The organism is Pseudomonas sp. BMW13, from assembly GCF_013357275.1.
Taxonomy (GTDB): Bacteria; Pseudomonadota; Gammaproteobacteria; order Pseudomonadales; family Pseudomonadaceae; genus Aquipseudomonas; species Aquipseudomonas khazarica.
In genome coordinates, this window is sequence record NZ_SUKD01000002.1 from 187073 (window position 1) to 203941 (window position 16869).

Consider the following 16869-nt stretch of genomic DNA (forward strand, 5'->3'; position numbering starts at 1 on the left):
CTATCAATCGCAGGCAATCTCATCTGGCCAGCATCAAGGCACCCTAATTGGCTAAGCAACCGGGCCTGGGGGCGAAGGACTGGTGTGAGGCTGCCCGAAAATGGCTACGGAAGTGCTTATCCGAATAGGTAAGTTGGCAGATGCCTCAGCGATATACTGTGCAGCTTGATTTGGAGCCACCATGATCCAGCTGCCCATCGATGCCGCAATCCCCCCTCTGCGCCAGGCCCTGGCTGACCACGACTCCGTCGTATTACAGGCCCCTCCAGGTGCCGGTAAGACGACACGCGTTCCCCTTGCTCTGCTGAACGAGGCCTGGTTGGGAGGACAGAGCATCTTGATGCTCCAGCCCCGTCGAGTGGCCGCTCGCGCAGCTGCCGAGCGCATGGCCAGTGAGCTGGGCGAGAAGGTGGGTGAGACCGTTGGTTACCGTATTCGCCTGGAGAGTCGGGTCGGCCCGAGTACGCGGATTGAGGTAGTCACTGAAGGGATCCTTGCGCGCCGGCTCCAGGATGACCCTTCGCTGGAGGGTGTCGGTCTCGTCATATTCGATGAGTTCCACCTTCGGAGCTTGGACTCCGATTTGGCCCTTGCGCTCTGCCTGAATGGCCGTGAGCTGTTCCGTGATGACCAACCACTGAAGCTTCTGGTGATGTCGGCGACCTTGGAGGGAGCTCGTCTTTCGAACCTCCTGGGTGATGCTCCGGTCGTGACCAGTGAGGGACGGATGTTCCCCGTCGACACGGTATGGGGTCAGCCCTACCAGACCGGTGAGTACATCGAGCCCAAGGTTGTCCGAGCCTGCCTCGATGCTGTCCACGATCAACAAGGCAGCATTCTGGTCTTCCTGCCCGGCCAGGCCGAAATCCGCCGCGTGCATCAGGAGCTCAGCGACAAACTCGCGGGGCGCGATGACCTTCTGTTGTGCGCCTTGCATGGCGAACTGGATCTGAGTGCCCAGCGCACGGCTATCGAACCGGCGCCACCGGGCAAGCGCAAGATCGTGCTGGCGACCAACATCGCCGAGACGAGCTTGACCATCGAGGGTGTGTGCGTGGTGATCGACTCCGGTTTGGAGCGGGCGCCACGGTTTGACCCGTCAAGCGGAATGACGCGCCTCGCGACACAACGTATATCCCAGGCCAGTGCCGCTCAGCGTGCTGGCCGTGCTGGTCGCTTGGAGCCGGGTATTTGTTATCGGCTTTGGTCTCAAACTCAACATGAGCAGATGGCGGCCTATGGCGCCCCGGAAATTCACCAGGCCGACTTGGCGGCTCTGGCGCTGCAATTGGCGCGCTGGGGTGTTACGCCTGATCAGTTGAGGTGGCTCGATATGCCGCCCGCAGCTCCCTTTACCCAGGCCCGAGATCTGTTGGGCCGGTTGGGGGCTTTGGAGGCGGATGGTCGTTTGAGTTCGCATGGCCAGGCGATGGCAGAGGTGCCTGCACATCCGCGTATTGCTCACTTGCTGCTGCGTGGTCATGCGCTGGGGCTTGGGCCGCTCGCTTGCGATGTTGCGGCGCTGCTAGGTGAGCGTGATGTGCTGCCAGGTGGTGGGGCTGATCTACACAGCAGGCTGGCGATGCTGGAGGGCAGTCAGCGCATGCCTCGCCATGCACAAGGGGCTGCACAGAGGATTAAGCAGCTTGCTCGTCAGTACCGTAGTTACCAACGTGGAAGCGTTACGGCGGCTGTGGTTGACCCTGAGCATCCCCGCTGGCTTGGCTGCCTACTAGCGCTGGCGTATCCCGACCGCGTAGCTCAGCAGCGGCGTGCCGGTGGTGGGGAATACCGGCTCGCAAACGGGCGCGCGGCGATGTTCACAGAGCCCGACGCGCTGATGAAGCACACCTGGTTGGTGGTGGCTGAACTGGGTAGCCGACAAGGCCAGCGTGAGGAGCGCATCTATGTCGCGACCGACCTCGATCCTGCGTTGTTCGAAAACGTACTCGCAGAGCTGGTAACGGTCGTCAACGAGCTCGACTGGGATGACCGTGCTGGAGCATTGGTAGCTGATCGGCAGCGCAAGGTGGGTGAGCTGGTGTTGAGCCGCGAGCCGCTCAAGGAGCTCGATGCGGATGCTCGTAGTCGTGCGCTTTTGGGGCTTGTTCGGAAGAAGGGCTTGGAACTGCTGCCTTGGACGCCGGAGCTGCGACAGTGGCAGGCGCGTGTGGCGCTGCTGCGTGAGCTGGATATGGCGCAGCAGGGGCAGAGTAAGTGGCCGTGTGTTCGTGATGCCACGTTGCTCGCGACTTTAGAGGAGTGGCTGCTCCCGTACTTGAACAACGTCAGCCGTCTGAGTCACTTCGGCCTGTTAGACCTCAGTTCCATTCTGCGCGGAGCGCTTCCCTGGCCGCTGCCGCAGGAGTTGGATGAGCTGGCTCCCACGCACATTAAGGTGCCGTCAGGCTCTTCAATCAAACTGGACTACAGCGAGTCTCCGCCAGTGCTGGCCGTAAGGCTCCAAGAGATGTTCGGGCTGGCGGATACCCCTCGTATTGCCGGTGGCAAACTGCCGATCAAACTGCACCTCCTTTCGCCGGCAAGGCGACCTGTCCAAGTGACCCAAGATCTCGCGAACTTCTGGCGCAGCACCTACTTGGAAGTGAAGAAGGATCTGAAGGGGAGGTATCCGAAGCATTGGTGGCCTGATGATCCGATGGAAGCGGAGCCTACGGCTCGGGCGAAGCCGAGGGGGGCTTGATTGGAGATCAAGGCTGGCTGGTGTGCAGGATGCCTTAAGCATGCTCCAGAGCCCAAAGTGCCTCGGTGATCAGGGGCTCTGGTGTCGCGGTGTGTGTTCCTTAATCTTCATCGCCCTATTTTTTGTCCGTGAAGTCATGGAAGCTAAGCCTCTCCTCTCTCTTAACGAAAGGGTTGTAGAGGTAGGCGCAATAGTCTTCAGCCTTGGACTGAGACGTTGAAGGGTTTACGAACTGGACGTCGTATTTCTTCAAAATTTCGAAAGTGGGTTCGGCCTCATAAGGGTTGCCGATTCTGTCGTGGAAGAAAAGTTGATAGAGCAGTATCCAGTACTGGTCGAGTTCATAAAGCGTGCTGCTTTGAACTAACTCGCTCGCAAAGGCTACCGCAGCATCTACACCAGCATCGAAGCCGCTTAACAATGTTATTGCAGCGGCGTCTCCGCTCTGGATCACCCGATCAATGTTTTCGGTGGATGGATGAGATTTTAGTTGCTTTAAGTAATATAAAGCCCAGCACATACCATCTGAGCGACGGTGCAAAGCATTCACTTCGAGGATCTTGTCGAATTTTTCAGTCACCAAATCGGTGTCATAATATTCCGAGGTTACATCTATCTTCTCAAGCAGTGGCAAGAGTATCGGGTAGTGCCAGCTTAAGTTGAGGATGTAGTCGAACACTGTTGCGGCGGTGCTGCCTTGAGCCCTATGGCAGATGAGGCCAGCTGCAAGTTTTAGTACGCTGCCATCAGGCTCCGCTCTGTTTAAGTGGACAGCATAATCCAAGAAATTAATTGCGTCGTGAGTGTAAAGCGTTAAGGCGCCGCTTGAGTCGTTTTTCCAAGGCAACGCATTGTGTAGCTGAGTGGCCCATGAGTCTACTAATGGCTCGGGGAGTTCGGTGATTTTAGTTTTACTGAGGTTCAACGATAAGCGGTAGCGCGAGAGCGCGATATTGAGGGAGCGAATGAAGTCCTGCGCTTCCAGATGTGTTTCGCAATAGGCTGTGTAGTCATCTATGTACCGAACAAATCGGAACTTGCCAGCTAGCTCCCGATCTACGGCTGCCAGAATGATTTCGACTGCGATGCTGGATGAGGCAGGGCCAATAGGAAGACCCGAAGTCTCATTGCGCTTTGCATTGCGGAGTACAGCGTCGAGTTCAGAGCTCCAGTGCTTCTCTCCTTTCCTGGCGCGAAGCCGCTCTTTAGCCTCCGCATAGCCTTGGATCGCCCACTCCAGCGAATGGGTGTAAATAGAGCCAAAGCAATTTGCGACATCGGCATGTGCCCTGAAGCCCGCAGCGAAGCTTAACTCTAATGTGCTTTTTGTTCTGGTTTCATGGTCGTCATAATTCATGATGAAGATTCGGCCATCATTATGCTGTTCAGCGGTGACGGCGCTATTTTTATCCTTCATCAGTCTGATTACTTCCTCCCTATGGTCTTTTATGTTTGTATAGATCCTGGAGTAGGCCAGAGGGTGGATGAGGCTTAATATCCTTGGGACATTGTTAAAGCGTGTCGCCCGGAACTCAACGAGATCGAACCAGTAAGTTGTTCGCTGCTTGCTGAGGTCTATCTTGGCTAGTTCCTCAGCGATTTCAGGTGTGAATCGGCTGGAGGAGAAGCAAGGTGGGAGTTCTGGGGTGGAGTCCTTTTGATTTGGAAAGTAATTCCAGCGAGTTAATGCTTCTAGGAAATGCCTTTCTTTGCTTTGAAAGATCGCGACATTTGATGCGGGGCTGGTGAATTCTTTCACGGAATTTAAATCTCCCTTGATGATTTTTGTATTGTTATTGTTTAGCAGTATCGAGCTTCAGATGTATTTAATGGGGCTAGCCAGCTTTCTTCCCCGATCATACTTCTGGCAGCCCAGATGGTCGATAGATCTACTTGGTTGCTTTTATTTAGCCCTGCTAGAAGGATGGTCGGCTTGAGATGGCAGCTGCCGGGGCCGCCGTAGGGCAATCGAGGAAATTGAAGTGGCCGCTACAGGAGTGATCAGGGGCAGTCGCGGTGACGGTGTGTCAATCCTTCGTCGGAGGGCGGGGAAAGGTGGGTTTATAGGGTGTCAATCGTGGATTATTTTCACCGATTGCATGTCAATCTTTGTGGTGTGGTATTGACAGTCAATGGGTGTCAATGGCATTATTAGTTTGTGTCAGCTTGTATGCCTATTTCGAGGCGTCAATCTCTAGAACACTCACGTGGTGTCAACAACTACTGGCCGGACGATCCGCTGATCGCCGAACCCACGGCACGTGCCAAGCCGCGCAAGTAAGAGCGCGTCGCTCAGCCGCCTTCGTTGCGCAGCCGGGCCGCGAGGCACACCTCCAGGCCATCGGCATGGGCGATGAACTGCAGGCTGCAGCCGCAGCGTTCGGCGATGGCCTTGACGATGGACAGGCCCAGGCCACTGCCGTCGCTGTCGGCGCTGCGCCAGAAGCGCTCGGTGACGCGTTGCAGGCGCTCGGGGGTCATGCCCGGGCCCTGGTCGCGGATGCTGAAGCGCACGCGACCCTGGCCGTCGCGTGCGATGTGCAGGTCTACCTGGGTGCCTGGCCTCGTGTGCCGGCGGGCGTTCTCCAGCAGGTTGCGCAAAGCAGCGATGGCCAGGGCCGGGGGCATGGCCAGGCACTGCTCGGACAGGTCGTCGGCAACACTCAGTTCTACGGCCGCACCCGGCTTGTGCGTCGCATCGGCGATGGCCTGCTGCGCGATTTCCAGCGGGCGGCATGGCAGGCCTTCATCGAAGGGCAGGTTGCCTTCGACCCGTGCGAGCATCAGTAGCTGTTCGAGTATGCGCTGCAGGTGATCGGCGCCCTGTTCCGCCATGGCGATGGCGATCCGTGCCGGCTCACCCTCGGTCATGGCCGCGACCTGCAGGTGGGTTTTTACCGCAGTCAGCGGGCTGCGCAGTTCGTGGGCGGCATCGTCGGTCAGGCGCCGCTCGCGCTCCAGGGTGGCGCCGATGCGCTGGAACAGCTGGTTCTGTGCCTCCACCAGCGGCGCCAGCTCGGCGGGCAGGTCGGTCAACGGCAGCGGTTCGCTGGCGTTGGCGCTGCGTCCGGCGAGCGCCGCCCGGATTCGCTCCAGCGGCGCCAGGCCCCGCCCCAGGCCGACCCAGAGCAGGGCGAGGCTGCCGAGCAGGGCGACCGCCACCGGCACCGCAGCGGCCAGCAGGATCGAGCGCTGCAGCGTGGCCCGTTCATCCAGGCGGTCGGCGGTGGTGATGCGCAGGTCATCCTGGATCAGGGTGAAGCTGCGCCACAGCTGGTCACCGATGACCTGATCGTGGAAGCCCTGCTGGCTGGCATCGAGCATGTTCTCCGGCGTCGAGTGGCTGCGTGCCAGCACCTCGCCGCGCAGCGAGCTGATCTGGCAGGCCAGGCCATTGGGAATGCCCAGCTGCTCCGCACTCAGGCGGGTGCTGCCGTCCTGGCTGGTGCGCGCCTGCGGCAATTGCACCAGCAGGCCGGCGACCATGCGGGCCGAGGCGGCCAGGCGTTCGTCGAGCGACTGCAGCAGCTGGCTGCGCAGGTCGTAGAGCATCCAGGTGGCGGCCAGTGACCAGAGCAGCACGAAGGCGGCACCGAGGCCGAGGGTCAGACGCAGGCGCAGGCTCATCGGGGCTGCTCCTCGTGGCCGGCGGTGCCGAGCCGGTAGCCCAGGCCGCGCACGGTCTCGACGATGCCGTTGCCGAGCTTGCGGCGCAGGTGATGGATGTGCACGTTGAGGGCATTGCTCTCGACGTCATCGTCCAGGCCGTACACCGAGTCCTTGAGGTGCTCGCCGCTGAGAATCCGCCCCGGATTCTGCAGCAGCGCCTGCAACAGCGCCTGTTCGCGCCGCGACAGGTCGACGGGGACGCCGGCGAGGCTGACGGTGCAGCGGGTCGGGTCGTACTGCAGCGGGCCATGCTCGATCAGGTGCGTGGTCCTGCCGGCTGCGCGGCGCAGCAGGGCATGCAGGCGTGCGGCCAGCTCGCGCAGGTCGAAGGGCTTGGTCAGGTAGTCGTCGGCACCCGCCTGCAGGCCGGCGACACGCTCGGCCACGGCGTCGCGCGCGGTGAGGACCAGCACCGGCAGGGCCAGGCCGTCACGGCGCAGGCGGCGCAGCAGGTTCAGGCCGTCTTCGTCGGGCAGGCCGAGATCGAGGATCAGCAGGTCGAAGTGACTGTGCTGCAACAGGCTTTGCGTCGCCGCCGCGCTGGCGGTGTGAGCGACGGTGAAGCCCTGTGCCTGCAGGCCTGCGATCAGGCCACTGGCGATCAGCGAGTTGTCTTCGGTGAGGAGCACGTGCATGTTCGAAAGGGCGCGAGAAGGGCGAGTCGACAGTATCGCTCATCCCGATTAAGACAGGATTATCGGCGCTGCCCCGGGCACTGTTAATCGCCTGTTAATTGCCCTCTGGCATGCTCGACGCATCCTGGATTTCAAGGTGCCCGCATGCGTGTCGTCATCCTTCTGCTGAGCCTGTTCTGCTCCTCCGTGTTCGCCGCACTGCCGTTCGACGGCCCGCGCGCGGACGAGGAATTCCTGCCTGTCGATCAGGCGTTCGTGTTCGATGTGCAGCAGCAGGATGGGGGCGCAACGACACTGAGCTGGGACATCGCGCCAGGCTATTACCTGTATCGGCAGCGCCTGAAGTTCATCGGCCTGGCGGACGCGCATGCCCCTGAACTGCCCACGGGGCTGGCGCATGAGGACGAGTACTTCGGCGCCTCGCAGATCTACCGTGAGCGTCTGCAACTGAGCCTGCCGGCCGAGGCCCGTGGGCGTATCGAGGTGCAGTGGCAGGGCTGTGCCGATGCCGGCCTGTGCTACCCGCCGCAGAGCCGCACCCTCGACCTTGGCGGTGGCGGCGCCGTCAACGTCGCCCAGGCCGACGACCTGGCGCTGCTCGACGGCCTGCAGCAGCAGGCGCTGTGGCTGAGCATGGCGGTGTTCTTCGGCCTCGGCCTGTTGCTGGCGTTCACCCCCTGTTCGTTGCCGATGCTGCCGATTCTGGCCGGCATCGTGGTGGGCAGCCGGGCTTCGTCGGCGCGTGGTTTCGCCCTGGCAGGCAGCTATGCGCTGAGCATGGCGCTGGTCTACGCCCTGCTTGGCGTCGTCGCCGCGCTGCTCGGGGCGAACCTGCAGAGCCTGTTGCAACAGCCCTGGCTGATCGCCTCGTTCGCGGCGCTGTTCGTGGTGCTGGCGTTGCCGATGTTCGGCTTCTTCGAGCTGCAGCTGCCTACCGCGCTGCGTGACCGCCTGGAGCGGGCCGGGCGTGGGCGCGAGGGCGGCAGCCTGCTTGGCGCCGGGTTGCTCGGGGTGCTTTCCGGGCTGCTGGTCGGGCCGTGCATGACCGCGCCACTGGCGGCTGCGCTGCTGTTCATCGGGCAGAGCGGTGATCTGTTGCAGGGCGGCCTGGTGCTGTTCGCCCTCGGCCTGGGTATCGGTACGCCTCTGGTGTTGCTGGTGACGCTCGGCCAGCGTTTCCTGCCCCGTCCCGGGCCGTGGATGGCGCGGGTCAAGGCGGTGTTCGGGTTTCTTTTCCTGGGCACCGCGCTGTACCTGCTGCAACCGCTGCTGGGCGAATCCACCTGGCTGGCGCTGAGTGGTGCCTGGCTGGTGCTGGCGGCCAGCAGCCTGTTGCACCTGGCGGGGCAGCTGCAGCGGCAGCGTGCGCTGGCCCACGCCGGCGCCGCGCTGCTGGGCCTGTGGGGCGTGGCGATGGTGCTCGGGGCGGCGGGCGGTGGGCATGACCCGATGCGGCCGCTGGGGGTGTTCAGCGCCGTGGCGGCGCCGCAGGCCGAGGCGCGCAGCGCCGGTTTCGTCGATGTGCGCGAGCCCGAGCATCTGCAGCGCGAACTGGAGGCGGCGAAGGCCAGTGGGCAGTGGGTGCTGGTGGACTACTACGCCGACTGGTGCGTGTCGTGCAAGGTCATGGAGCGCGAGGTCTTCGGCAATGCCGAGGTTCAGGCGCGACTGGCGCAGGCGCGTAAACTGCGACTGGACGTCACCGCGCCGGGCGCCGCGAGCAATCAGCTGCTCGGCCGCTATCGCGTGCTGGGGCCGCCGACGCTGCTGCTGATCGGCCCGGACGGTGCGGAGCGACGCCAGCAGCGCATCACCGGTGAGGTCGATGCCCGGCAGTTCATCCAGGTATGGGACAGTGCGATGGAGCGTGGCTGATGTTGACGATGGATGTAGGACCGCTGGCGCTCGGCGTCGGCCATGTGTTGCTGCTGGTCAGCCTGCTGCTGGCCACGCTGGTCGGCTGGTGGCTGGGGCGCAAGCGCCAGGTCAACCCGGAGGCGCTGATCTTCCGTTTGTTGCTGGCGGCCCTGCTGGGCGCACGCCTGGCGTTCGTCGCCCTGTATGCCGGGCACTACCGGGATGCGCCCTGGCGGGTGATCGATATCCGCGACGGCGGCTTCATCGCCTGGGGCGGTCTGCTGGCCGCCGCCCTGCTCGGGGGCTGGTACCTGTGGCGCCGGCCCGAGCTGCGCACCGCGCTGGGCGCCGGCATGGCCACCGGGCTGCTGGTGTGGGGCATGGGCAGCCTGGTGCTGCATACCCTGGAGCGTGGCACCCGTCTGCCGGACCTGGCCCTGCGTGATGTCCAGGGCCGCTCGGTGATGCTGCGCGAGCATCTGGGGCAGCCAATGGTGATCAATCTCTGGGCCACCTGGTGCCCGCCCTGCCGCCGCGAGATGCCGGTGCTGGCCGAAGCGCAGCGCCTGTATCCGCAGGTGACCTTCGTGTTCGCCAACCAGGGCGAGGGTGCTGGCGAGGTCCGCACCTTTCTCGCCAGCCAGACGCTGCAACTGGACAACGTGCTGCTCGACAGCGGCGGGCGCCTGGGGCAACTGGTCGGTTCGCGAGCGTTGCCCACCACCCTGTTCTACGACGCCGAGGGCCGCCAGGTCGGCAGCCACCTTGGCGAACTGTCCAGCGCCAGCCTGGCGCGGGCACTGGAAACCCTGAAAACGGACGAATGATCATGCAACCAATCAAGTCTCTAGTTCTGCTCGCCACGCTGCTGGCGCCGTTGGCGCAGGCCGCCGAGCTGCCCGCCGCGATCAAGGCCGTCGAAGGCCGTGGGGCCAAGGTGGTCGGCACCTTCGAGGCCCCCGGCGGGCTGCAGGGTTATGCCGCCCGCTACAACGGTCAGGGGCTGGCGCTGTACCTGACGCCGGATGGCGAGCACGTGCTGATCGGCACGCTGCTCGATGCCAAGGGCGCCGACCTGACGGCGGAGCCGCTGGAACGCCTGGTCTACAAGCCGCTGGGCGAGGAAATGTGGCAGCGCTTGCAGAGCAGCACCTGGATCGCCGATGGCGACGACAAGGCCAGCCGGGTGGTCTACGTGTTCTCCGACCCCAACTGCCCGTACTGCAACCTGTTCTGGCGCCAGGCGCGGCCCTGGGTCGAGGCCGGGCGGGTGCAGTTGCGCCATGTCATGGTCGGCATGCTGCGTGCCGACAGTCCGGGCAAGGCCGCGGCGCTGCTCGCGGCGCAGGATCCGCGTCAGGCGCTCGGCGAGCATGAGGCGGCCGGGCGCGAGAGCAAGCTGCAGGCAGTGGCGAAGATTCCCGACGCGATCGCGGCCCAGCTCGACGCCAACCTGGCGCTGATGGGCGAGATGGGCGGCGAGGCGACGCCGGCCATCTACTACCTCGACGAGCGGGGCCGCCTGCAGCAGCACAAGGGGGCGCCACGCCCGGACAGCCTGGAAGCCATCATGGGCTCGGCGAAACCCTGAGGCGCGGGCGCAGTGGCCGCTGTCAGCGGCACAGCAGGCCACCCAGCTCGCTCGGCACGCGGCCGGTCCAGCGCTTGAACGAGCGGCGGAAGTTGGTGATGTCGTTGAAGCCCAGGCGCTGCGCCACCTCGTCGTTGCTGCAGCCCTTGACCTGGTAGAGGTACAGCGCCAGTTCGCAGCGGGCCCGGTCGAGCCGCTCCTGGAAATGACTGCCGTGCTTGCTCAGCTTGCGCTTGAGGGTCGCCGGGCTGGTGGCGAAGGCCTCGGCGACTCGCTCCAGGCTCAGCGGCTGGTGGATATGGGCGCTGAGGTGGGCGTGCAGCTCGTCGAGCAGGCTGCCCTGCCAGCCCCATTGCGCGAGCTGCTGGTCGCACTGCTGGCGGGCGATGTGCGCGCCGGTGGCACCGGCGTGCGGCCAGGGGCGCAGCAGGTATTCGCGGGGCAGGCTCATCACCGTCGATGGGCGATCGAAGCTCAGCTCGTCGCTGAGATGCACCCAGTACTGCTCGACATGGCGTGGCTCGGCGTAGGCGAACTGCAGGCGCCAGGGCAGGCGTTCGTGTTGCTGGCGGCGGGCCAGGGCGACCACCGCGGTCATGCTCGCCTCCAGCAGAAAGGGCAGCTGCTCGGCGGCGCCGCAGCTGTCGCGCCAGTACAGGTGCAGGTACTGCTCGTCGAGGTGCAGCACCGGCGTCAGCAGGGGCGAGAGCAGGGCACGGTAGCGGCCGAGGTCCTGCAGCGCCTGCAGCAGGTTGTCGGCCTGCTCCAGCAACTGGCTGGCGGCGCCATAGTGGCCGGGCCACAGGCGCTGGCCGAACAGGAAGCTGCTGTCCGGCGCATCCAGCAGGCGCCTGGCGTTGGCGATCAGGCGCAGGAACTGCGCGGGGCTGACCCGTGCCCGGCCGGTGACGATGTCCTCGTAGAACAGTTCGCAGCCCCGCAGCAGGTGATGGCTATCGATGCCCCGCGAACGTGCCAGGTCGATCAGCACGGCGGGCAGATCGTGAGCGGCGATGAAGCGACTGTCGCACTCGTAGCCCATGGCGCTCACGCACTGTGTGCCAGACGCGGCTTGGCCCGCGCCAGCGTCAGGTTGAGGCGCTTGAGCAGCTGCTCCTCGTCATCGTCGAGGGCCATGACCGCGGCCACGGTGGCCCGCAGTTGCAGGCGTTCGCCATGGCGCTGGCTGCGATGGGCGAGGCTGGCGATGCTCTGGCGCAACTCGGCGGCGATGCTCAGCGCCTGCTGTTCGCCGGTGTTCGGCAGCACGGCGACGAAACGGTCGCCGGCCAGGCGGCAGAGCATGTCCTGCTGGCGCAGGTTGAACAGCAGCAACTGGGCCACCACCTGCAGCACCTGGTCGCCTTCGGCCTGGCCGTAGCGCTGGTTGACCAGGCTGAAGTCGTCGAGGTCGATGGCCACCAGCGACAGCGGCTGATGCTCCGCGCGCGCCTGTTGCAGCGCCTGCTGCAGATGCTGGCGCAGGTACTGGGCGCCGGACAGCGGGGTGAGCTTGTCGAACAGGCGATGGTCGCGCTGCAGGTGTTCGCGCTTGCGCATCTGCGCGCTGATGGCGCGCTGTTCCTGCTGCAGGTGGTACATGCCTAGCGTCAGCAGCAGCATGCCGAGCGGCATCGGCGCGGTCTCCAGCCAGTTGTCCCAGACCGTCTCCTGCGGCAGGCGGATGAACTCGTCGAGGCTGTCCATCCACATCGAGAAGGCGATGCAGCACAGGCCCAGCGACAGCAGGCGGGTGACCCAGCCGGCCGGGCGGCCACTCAGCAGCATGATCAGCCAGCCGCAGAGGATCAGGCAGGTGCCGCCTTCGCCGGCCACGTCCATCCAGTTGATCTCGGCCCAGGACTTGATCTCGCCCGCACCGAGGTAGAGCAGCAGCCCGGCGTTGGCCGCCAGCAGCAGGCCGGCCAGGGTCAGGCCATGCAGTTTCAGCAGTGCTTTCATGGTCGATTCTCCCGGCAATGCTCGTCCGTGGCCGAGCATGCCGGAGGCAGGTCTCATTTCGATGACAGTCATTTGTCCCTCGCGCTGCAGGGCAGGCCGTCCGGGCCGGCGTTCCGGGTGCAGTAGCGCTCGGCCGGGGTAGCCAGGTCGGGCTCGTGCAGGGTCTTGTGGCCGCTGGCGTCGCGCTGGATGTCGAAGGCGTCGTAGAGCCGGTCGTCGGCGCTGTAGGCCCTGACGCTGAGGCGGTTCTGCGCCACGCTGATGGTCTGGTACAGCTGGGTGTCCTCGGCGCTGCGGTCCGGCTGGCTGTGGGCGCGATCGTTGAGGCCGTACATCTTCGAGCCGGTCACCGAGACCATGTACACCGGGCCGATGGCCTGCTGGCTGCGCAGGGCCTGGCGCGTGGCGGCGCGGCCGGCGACATGGGTCAGGCGGCTGTAGCAGTGGTCGTGGCCCTGCAGCACCAGATCGACGCCATGGCGCTCGAACAGGGGTTGCCAGGCGGCCTTGAGTGGTTCGCTGTCCTCGGGGCGGGCGCAGGTGTAGATCGGTTGGTGCATGACCACGATGTTCCAGCGCGCCTGGCTGCTCTGCAGTGCGTTCTCCAGCCAGCGGGTCTGGGCCTCCAGGGTGCCGAGGTCGAGTGCCGAGGTGCCGTCCAGCACCACGAAGCGTACGCCCTGGTAGTCGCTGACGTAGCTGGTCTCGGCCACGCCCTCGGCGCCGTTGCGTGGCAGGGCGAACTGGGCGGGAAAGTGCGCGCCGAGCGTGCGACTCTCGCTGCCGTCGGGCAGCAGGTCGTCGAGGTATTCGTGATTGCCGACGGCGACCAGTTGCGGGATGGCGGCGTAGGCCCAAGCGCCCGCCTGGTTCCACTCGCCCCATTCGTCGTCATGGGCGAGGTCGTCGCGCGAGGCCACCAGGTCACCGGCATGCACCACCAGCGCCGGGCGGGCGACGCTGCGCAGGGCCTGGCGAATGCTGCGTGAGGCGACCTCGAGGATGCCGTTCTGGGTATCGCCCAGGTAGATGAAGCTGAAGGGAGCGAAGGTGCGGCTGGCGGTGCGGAACTGATGCCACTCGCTCCAGCCCGCGCTGCCCTGCACCCGGTAGGCATAGGCGGTATCCGGGCTGAGGCCGTCCAGGCGCACCTGATGGTAGAGGGACGGGCCGTTCTCGGCGTCCAGGCGGCGACTGCTGCCACTGAGCTGGCGGGCCTTGGCCACCACCTGCGGGCCGGCCAGGGCCGGACCGAACTCCAGCACGGTGCTGTCCTGGCGCAGGTCGGTACGAAAGCTCACGGCCATCTGCGTGGCGGCGTCGGCGCCGGGCGTCAGCACGATGCGGTCCGCCAGGTTGCCGGCGGCATAGGGTTGGCCTGGCGAGCGTGGCAGCGGCGACTCGGCATGGGTCAGGGGGCTGCTCAGGGCAGTGGCCAGCAGCGTGGCCAGCAGCAGGGGGCGATGCATGTGCGGTTTCCTTGGCTGATCCGGAAGTGCGTTCGGCGCCAAGGAAACAAAGGCGCATGACGGTTCGGTTACCGCGCCGGGGGTCGATTCGGCTCAGGTGAAAGGTGCCGTGCAGGGCGATTTTTTCAGCCTGGATTAAGCCGGTGCGGGGTCGTGGGCGCAGTGGCGCCGCTGTCCACCCGGCGCTGGCCGCTCCGATTCCCGCGCAGAGCCTCGGGCAACGCGGCATGGCCGGGTCATTTCAGCTCAGAACACCTGTGAAACCGCCACGAAACAGGCTTTCAGGGCCCGCTCCGGCAGGGGCTGTCACGCAAGTGCCACAAAGCATTCCTAGCTTTCGCTGCCATCGCCTGGTGTCGCCAGGGGCCATTGAAACGAGGGATTCAAGGTGGCAAAGCCATTTCGTCATATCCGCACAGCGGGATTCAACGTCAGCCTGCTGGCCATCGCCATCAGCGCCGCACCGGTCTGGGCCGAGGAGGCGGTCGAGCGCGTCGAGGTGATCGGCCAGGCGGCGAGCATCGACAAGGCGCTGCAGGAACAGAAGAGCGCCGACAGCATCAAGAGCGTGGTGCATGCTGACGGCGTCGGCCAGTTGCCCGACGACAACGCGGCCGAGGCCCTGCAGCGCATTCCGGGGCTGTCGGTGGAGCGCGATCAGGGCGAGGGGCGTTTCGTCAGCGTGCGCGGCATCGCGCCGGATCTCAACAGCGTGACCATCAACGGCACCCTGGTGCCGGCCCCGGAGGGCGACCGCCGTGCGGTGGCGCTGGACGTGCTGCCGGCGGAGCTGGTGCAGTCGCTGTCGGTGGTCAAGAGCCTGACGCCGGACATGGACGCCAACTCCCTGGGCGGCACCATCGAGGTGGAGAGCCTCTCGGCCTTCGACCATGACGGCCTGTTCTACACCCTCTCCGGCGAGGCCAGCCACGACACCAACGTGGACAAGACCAGCCCCAAGTTCTCCGGCGCCATCAGCGATCGCTTCAGCCTGGGTGAGGGCACCGACAACTTTGGCGTGGCCGCGGCATTCAGCTGGCAGAAGCGCAAGTTCGGCTCGGAGAACGTGGAGACCGGCGGCGCCTGGGATTTCGACGATGGTGCGCGGCTGGAGGAGGTCGAGCAGCGTGACTACCAGATCACCCGTGAGCGTACCGGCTTCGGCCTGAACTTCGACTATCAGCCGGACGACTATTCCAACTATTACCTGCGCACCCTGTACAGCAAGTTCAAGGACACCGAGACGCGCAATGCCGCCGGCATCGAGTTCGACGACGCGCAGCTGTCCGCTGAGCGTGGCGATGGCGAAGGCTGGCGCGAGCTGAAGTCGCGTGAAGACACCCAGGAAATCCAGTCCTACGTGTTCGGTGGCGAGCGCATGATCGATCTGTGGACCATCAGCGGCCAGGCCGGCTACAGCCAGTCCACCGAGAAGGACCCGGGCGGCATCGCCGGCGCCAAGTTCGTCGGCGACTTCACCGGCATCGGTTTCGATGGCACGCGCAAGCCGCACCTCGTTGCCGGCGACGCGTTCTACGATCCGACCGCCTTCGAACTCGACGAGGTGGAGTGGGAGAAGGTCAGCGGCAAGGACAAGGAAAAGAACATCCGCCTCGACCTGGCCCGTGACTACGACCTGGCCGGCAACGCCGCGCAGGTGAAATTCGGCGGCAAGCTCAGCCGGCGCGACAAGACCAGCGATACCGAGGTCTGGGTCTACGACGATTTCACCGGCGTCGGGCTCGACGGCTTGCAGAGCGGCCGCGTCGACTACTCGCTGGGCCGCTTCGGCAACGGCATCAGCGCCGGTGCCATCAAGGGCCTGATCGGCGGGTTGGATCGCAGCCAGTTCTACGACGAGGAGAACTCGCGCATCAACGACTTCGACATGCGCGAGGACATCAACGCGGCCTACCTGATGAACACCCTGGATGTGGACGACTGGCGCTTCATCGCCGGCCTGCGCTACGAGGGCACCGAGTTCGAGGCCAAGGGCACCGGCCTGCGCGATGGCGTGTACGAGGACAGCCAGAGCCGCAACCGCTACGACCACTGGCTGCCGGGCCTGCATGCGCGCTACCAGCTGTCGCCGTCCACCGCGATCCGCGCCGCCTGGACCAACAGCGTGGTGCGCCCGACCTTCGGCCAGCTGGCGCCGGGCTTCGCCATCGACGGCGCGGACGCCTCCTTCGGCAACCCCGATCTCAAGCCGCTGGAGTCGATGAACCTCGACCTCGGCATCGAGCACTACATGGGCCGTGCCGGTGTGGTCTCGGGCTTCCTGTTCTACAAGGACATCGACAACTTCATCTACAACACCGACCTGGCCGGCAGCGGCGAGTGGATCGGCTTCGACGAGGCACTGACCTTCGACAACGGCAGCAGCGCCAAGCTGTATGGCGTCGAGCTGGCCTACTCGCAGAAGTTCGACTGGCTGCCGGCGCCGTGGAACGGCCTGCTGCTGGGTGCCAACCTGACCCTCAGCCAGTCCGACGCGAGCATCGAAGGCCAGGGCGCCAAGCGCTCCATCGACCTGCCCAACCAGTCCGACACCGTCGGCAACTTCATGCTTGGCTGGGAGGACGAGCGCTTCAACCTGCGCCTGGCCGCCAACTACAAGTCCAGCTACCTGTACGAGATCGGTGCGGTGGAGGACAAGCGCCATGACCTGTACGTCGACGACCAGGTGTTCGTCGACATCAAGGCCGGCTACTTCATCACCCCCGAACTGCAGCTGACGCTCGAGGCGCAGAACATCACCGACGAGTCCTACTACGTCTACACCGGCAGCCGCCGCTACAACGCCCAGTACGAGGAGTACGGCCCGACCTACAAGATCGGCCTGACCCTGACCCATTTCTGAGCGCTGCGTGTTTCAGGGTGGAAAACGCGTTCTCGTCCACCGAAAGGCGCTCGCCACACCGACATCTTCAATGGCCTGGCCCGTCGCCACTCGGCGGCAGCGGGCCGGGCCACCGTTAC

11 protein-coding genes are annotated in these 16869 nt (G+C 64.8%); 5 read left to right on the top strand and 6 right to left on the bottom strand.

Annotated features, from left to right (window positions below; genetic code table 11):
* The first annotated feature begins 181 nt into the window (after window positions 1-181).
* Window positions 182-2704 carry an ATP-dependent helicase HrpB gene (gene hrpB / locus E4487_RS01975; protein ID WP_175252620.1) on the top strand — a complete coding sequence of 841 codons (2523 nt, stop codon included), beginning with the start codon at window positions 182-184 and terminating at the stop codon, window positions 2702-2704.
* A gap of 115 nt (window positions 2705-2819) precedes the next feature.
* Here hrpB and drt4 read toward each other — a convergent pair whose 3' ends face one another.
* The 3 genes from drt4 to E4487_RS01990 form a co-directional block, all read right to left on the bottom strand.
* On the bottom strand, window positions 2820-4463 hold the full coding sequence (gene drt4, locus E4487_RS01980; RefSeq protein WP_373921497.1) for an antiviral reverse transcriptase Drt4: 1644 nt from the start codon (window positions 4461-4463) through the stop codon (window positions 2820-2822).
* 533 nt (window positions 4464-4996) lie between these two features.
* On the bottom strand, window positions 4997-6331 hold the full coding sequence (locus E4487_RS01985) for an ATP-binding protein (protein WP_175252621.1): 1335 nt from the start codon (window positions 6329-6331) through the stop codon (window positions 4997-4999).
* Window positions 6328-7008, bottom strand: a complete 681-nt coding sequence (locus E4487_RS01990; protein WP_134675726.1) for a response regulator transcription factor — start codon at window positions 7006-7008, stop codon at window positions 6328-6330. Before E4487_RS01990 ends, E4487_RS01985 begins: the two co-directional genes overlap by 4 nt.
* A gap of 144 nt (window positions 7009-7152) precedes the next feature.
* Here E4487_RS01990 and dsbD point away from each other — a divergent pair, with 144 nt between their 5' ends.
* The 3 genes from dsbD to dsbG are packed head-to-tail and all read left to right on the top strand — an operon-like array spanning window position 7153 to window position 10456.
* The gene (gene dsbD / locus E4487_RS01995) at window positions 7153-8883 is read left to right on the top strand and encodes a protein-disulfide reductase DsbD (protein ID WP_150606595.1); all 1731 of its coding nucleotides are present in this window, start codon (window positions 7153-7155) and stop codon (window positions 8881-8883) included.
* Window positions 8883-9692: a TlpA disulfide reductase family protein gene (locus E4487_RS02000; protein WP_175252622.1), complete on the top strand. Its 810-nt coding sequence runs from the start codon at window positions 8883-8885 to the stop codon at window positions 9690-9692. The genes dsbD and E4487_RS02000 overlap by 1 nt, the downstream gene beginning before the upstream one ends.
* Window positions 9693-9694: 2 nt before the next feature.
* Window positions 9695-10456 carry a thiol:disulfide interchange protein DsbG gene (gene dsbG / locus E4487_RS02005; protein ID WP_373921498.1) on the top strand — a complete coding sequence of 254 codons (762 nt, stop codon included), beginning with the start codon at window positions 9695-9697 and terminating at the stop codon, window positions 10454-10456.
* Between the two features lie 22 nt (window positions 10457-10478).
* Here the strand turns inward: dsbG and E4487_RS02010 are convergent, their stop codons facing one another.
* The 3 genes from E4487_RS02010 to E4487_RS02020 all read right to left on the bottom strand — a co-directional run bounded on the left by E4487_RS02010 (window position 10479) and on the right by E4487_RS02020 (window position 13887).
* Window positions 10479-11498: an AraC family transcriptional regulator ligand-binding domain-containing protein gene (locus E4487_RS02010; RefSeq protein ID WP_047584234.1), complete on the bottom strand. Its 1020-nt coding sequence runs from the start codon at window positions 11496-11498 to the stop codon at window positions 10479-10481.
* Between the two features lie 5 nt (window positions 11499-11503).
* Entirely contained in the window at window positions 11504-12418 is a 915-nt protein-coding gene (locus E4487_RS02015; protein WP_037051692.1) for a GGDEF domain-containing protein, read from the bottom strand.
* Between the two features lie 68 nt (window positions 12419-12486).
* Window positions 12487-13887, bottom strand: a complete 1401-nt coding sequence (locus E4487_RS02020) for a metallophosphoesterase family protein (RefSeq protein WP_175252624.1) — start codon at window positions 13885-13887, stop codon at window positions 12487-12489.
* A gap of 388 nt (window positions 13888-14275) precedes the next feature.
* Between E4487_RS02020 and E4487_RS02025 the strand changes: the two genes are divergently transcribed.
* On the top strand, window positions 14276-16750 hold the full coding sequence (locus E4487_RS02025) for a TonB-dependent receptor (RefSeq protein WP_175252625.1): 2475 nt from the start codon (window positions 14276-14278) through the stop codon (window positions 16748-16750).
* Window positions 16751-16869: the final 119 nt, after the last annotated feature.

What these genes read in the sequence shown, in the direction of transcription:
- hrpB (WP_175252620.1), top strand. Translation starts at nt 182, where the DNA reads ATGATCCAGCTGCCCATCGATGCCGCAATCCCCCCTCTGCGCCAGGCC.
- E4487_RS01985 (WP_175252621.1), bottom strand. Translation starts at nt 6,331, where the DNA reads ATGAGCCTGCGCCTGCGTCTGACCCTCGGCCTCGGTGCCGCCTTCGTG.
- E4487_RS01990 (WP_134675726.1), bottom strand. Translation starts at nt 7,008, where the DNA reads ATGCACGTGCTCCTCACCGAAGACAACTCGCTGATCGCCAGTGGCCTG.
- dsbD (WP_150606595.1), top strand. Translation starts at nt 7,153, where the DNA reads ATGCGTGTCGTCATCCTTCTGCTGAGCCTGTTCTGCTCCTCCGTGTTC.
- E4487_RS02000 (WP_175252622.1), top strand. Translation starts at nt 8,883, where the DNA reads ATGTTGACGATGGATGTAGGACCGCTGGCGCTCGGCGTCGGCCATGTG.
- dsbG (WP_373921498.1), top strand. Translation starts at nt 9,695, where the DNA reads ATGCAACCAATCAAGTCTCTAGTTCTGCTCGCCACGCTGCTGGCGCCG.
- E4487_RS02010 (WP_047584234.1), bottom strand. Translation starts at nt 11,498, where the DNA reads ATGGGCTACGAGTGCGACAGTCGCTTCATCGCCGCTCACGATCTGCCC.
- E4487_RS02015 (WP_037051692.1), bottom strand. Translation starts at nt 12,418, where the DNA reads ATGAAAGCACTGCTGAAACTGCATGGCCTGACCCTGGCCGGCCTGCTG.
- E4487_RS02020 (WP_175252624.1), bottom strand. Translation starts at nt 13,887, where the DNA reads ATGCATCGCCCCCTGCTGCTGGCCACGCTGCTGGCCACTGCCCTGAGC.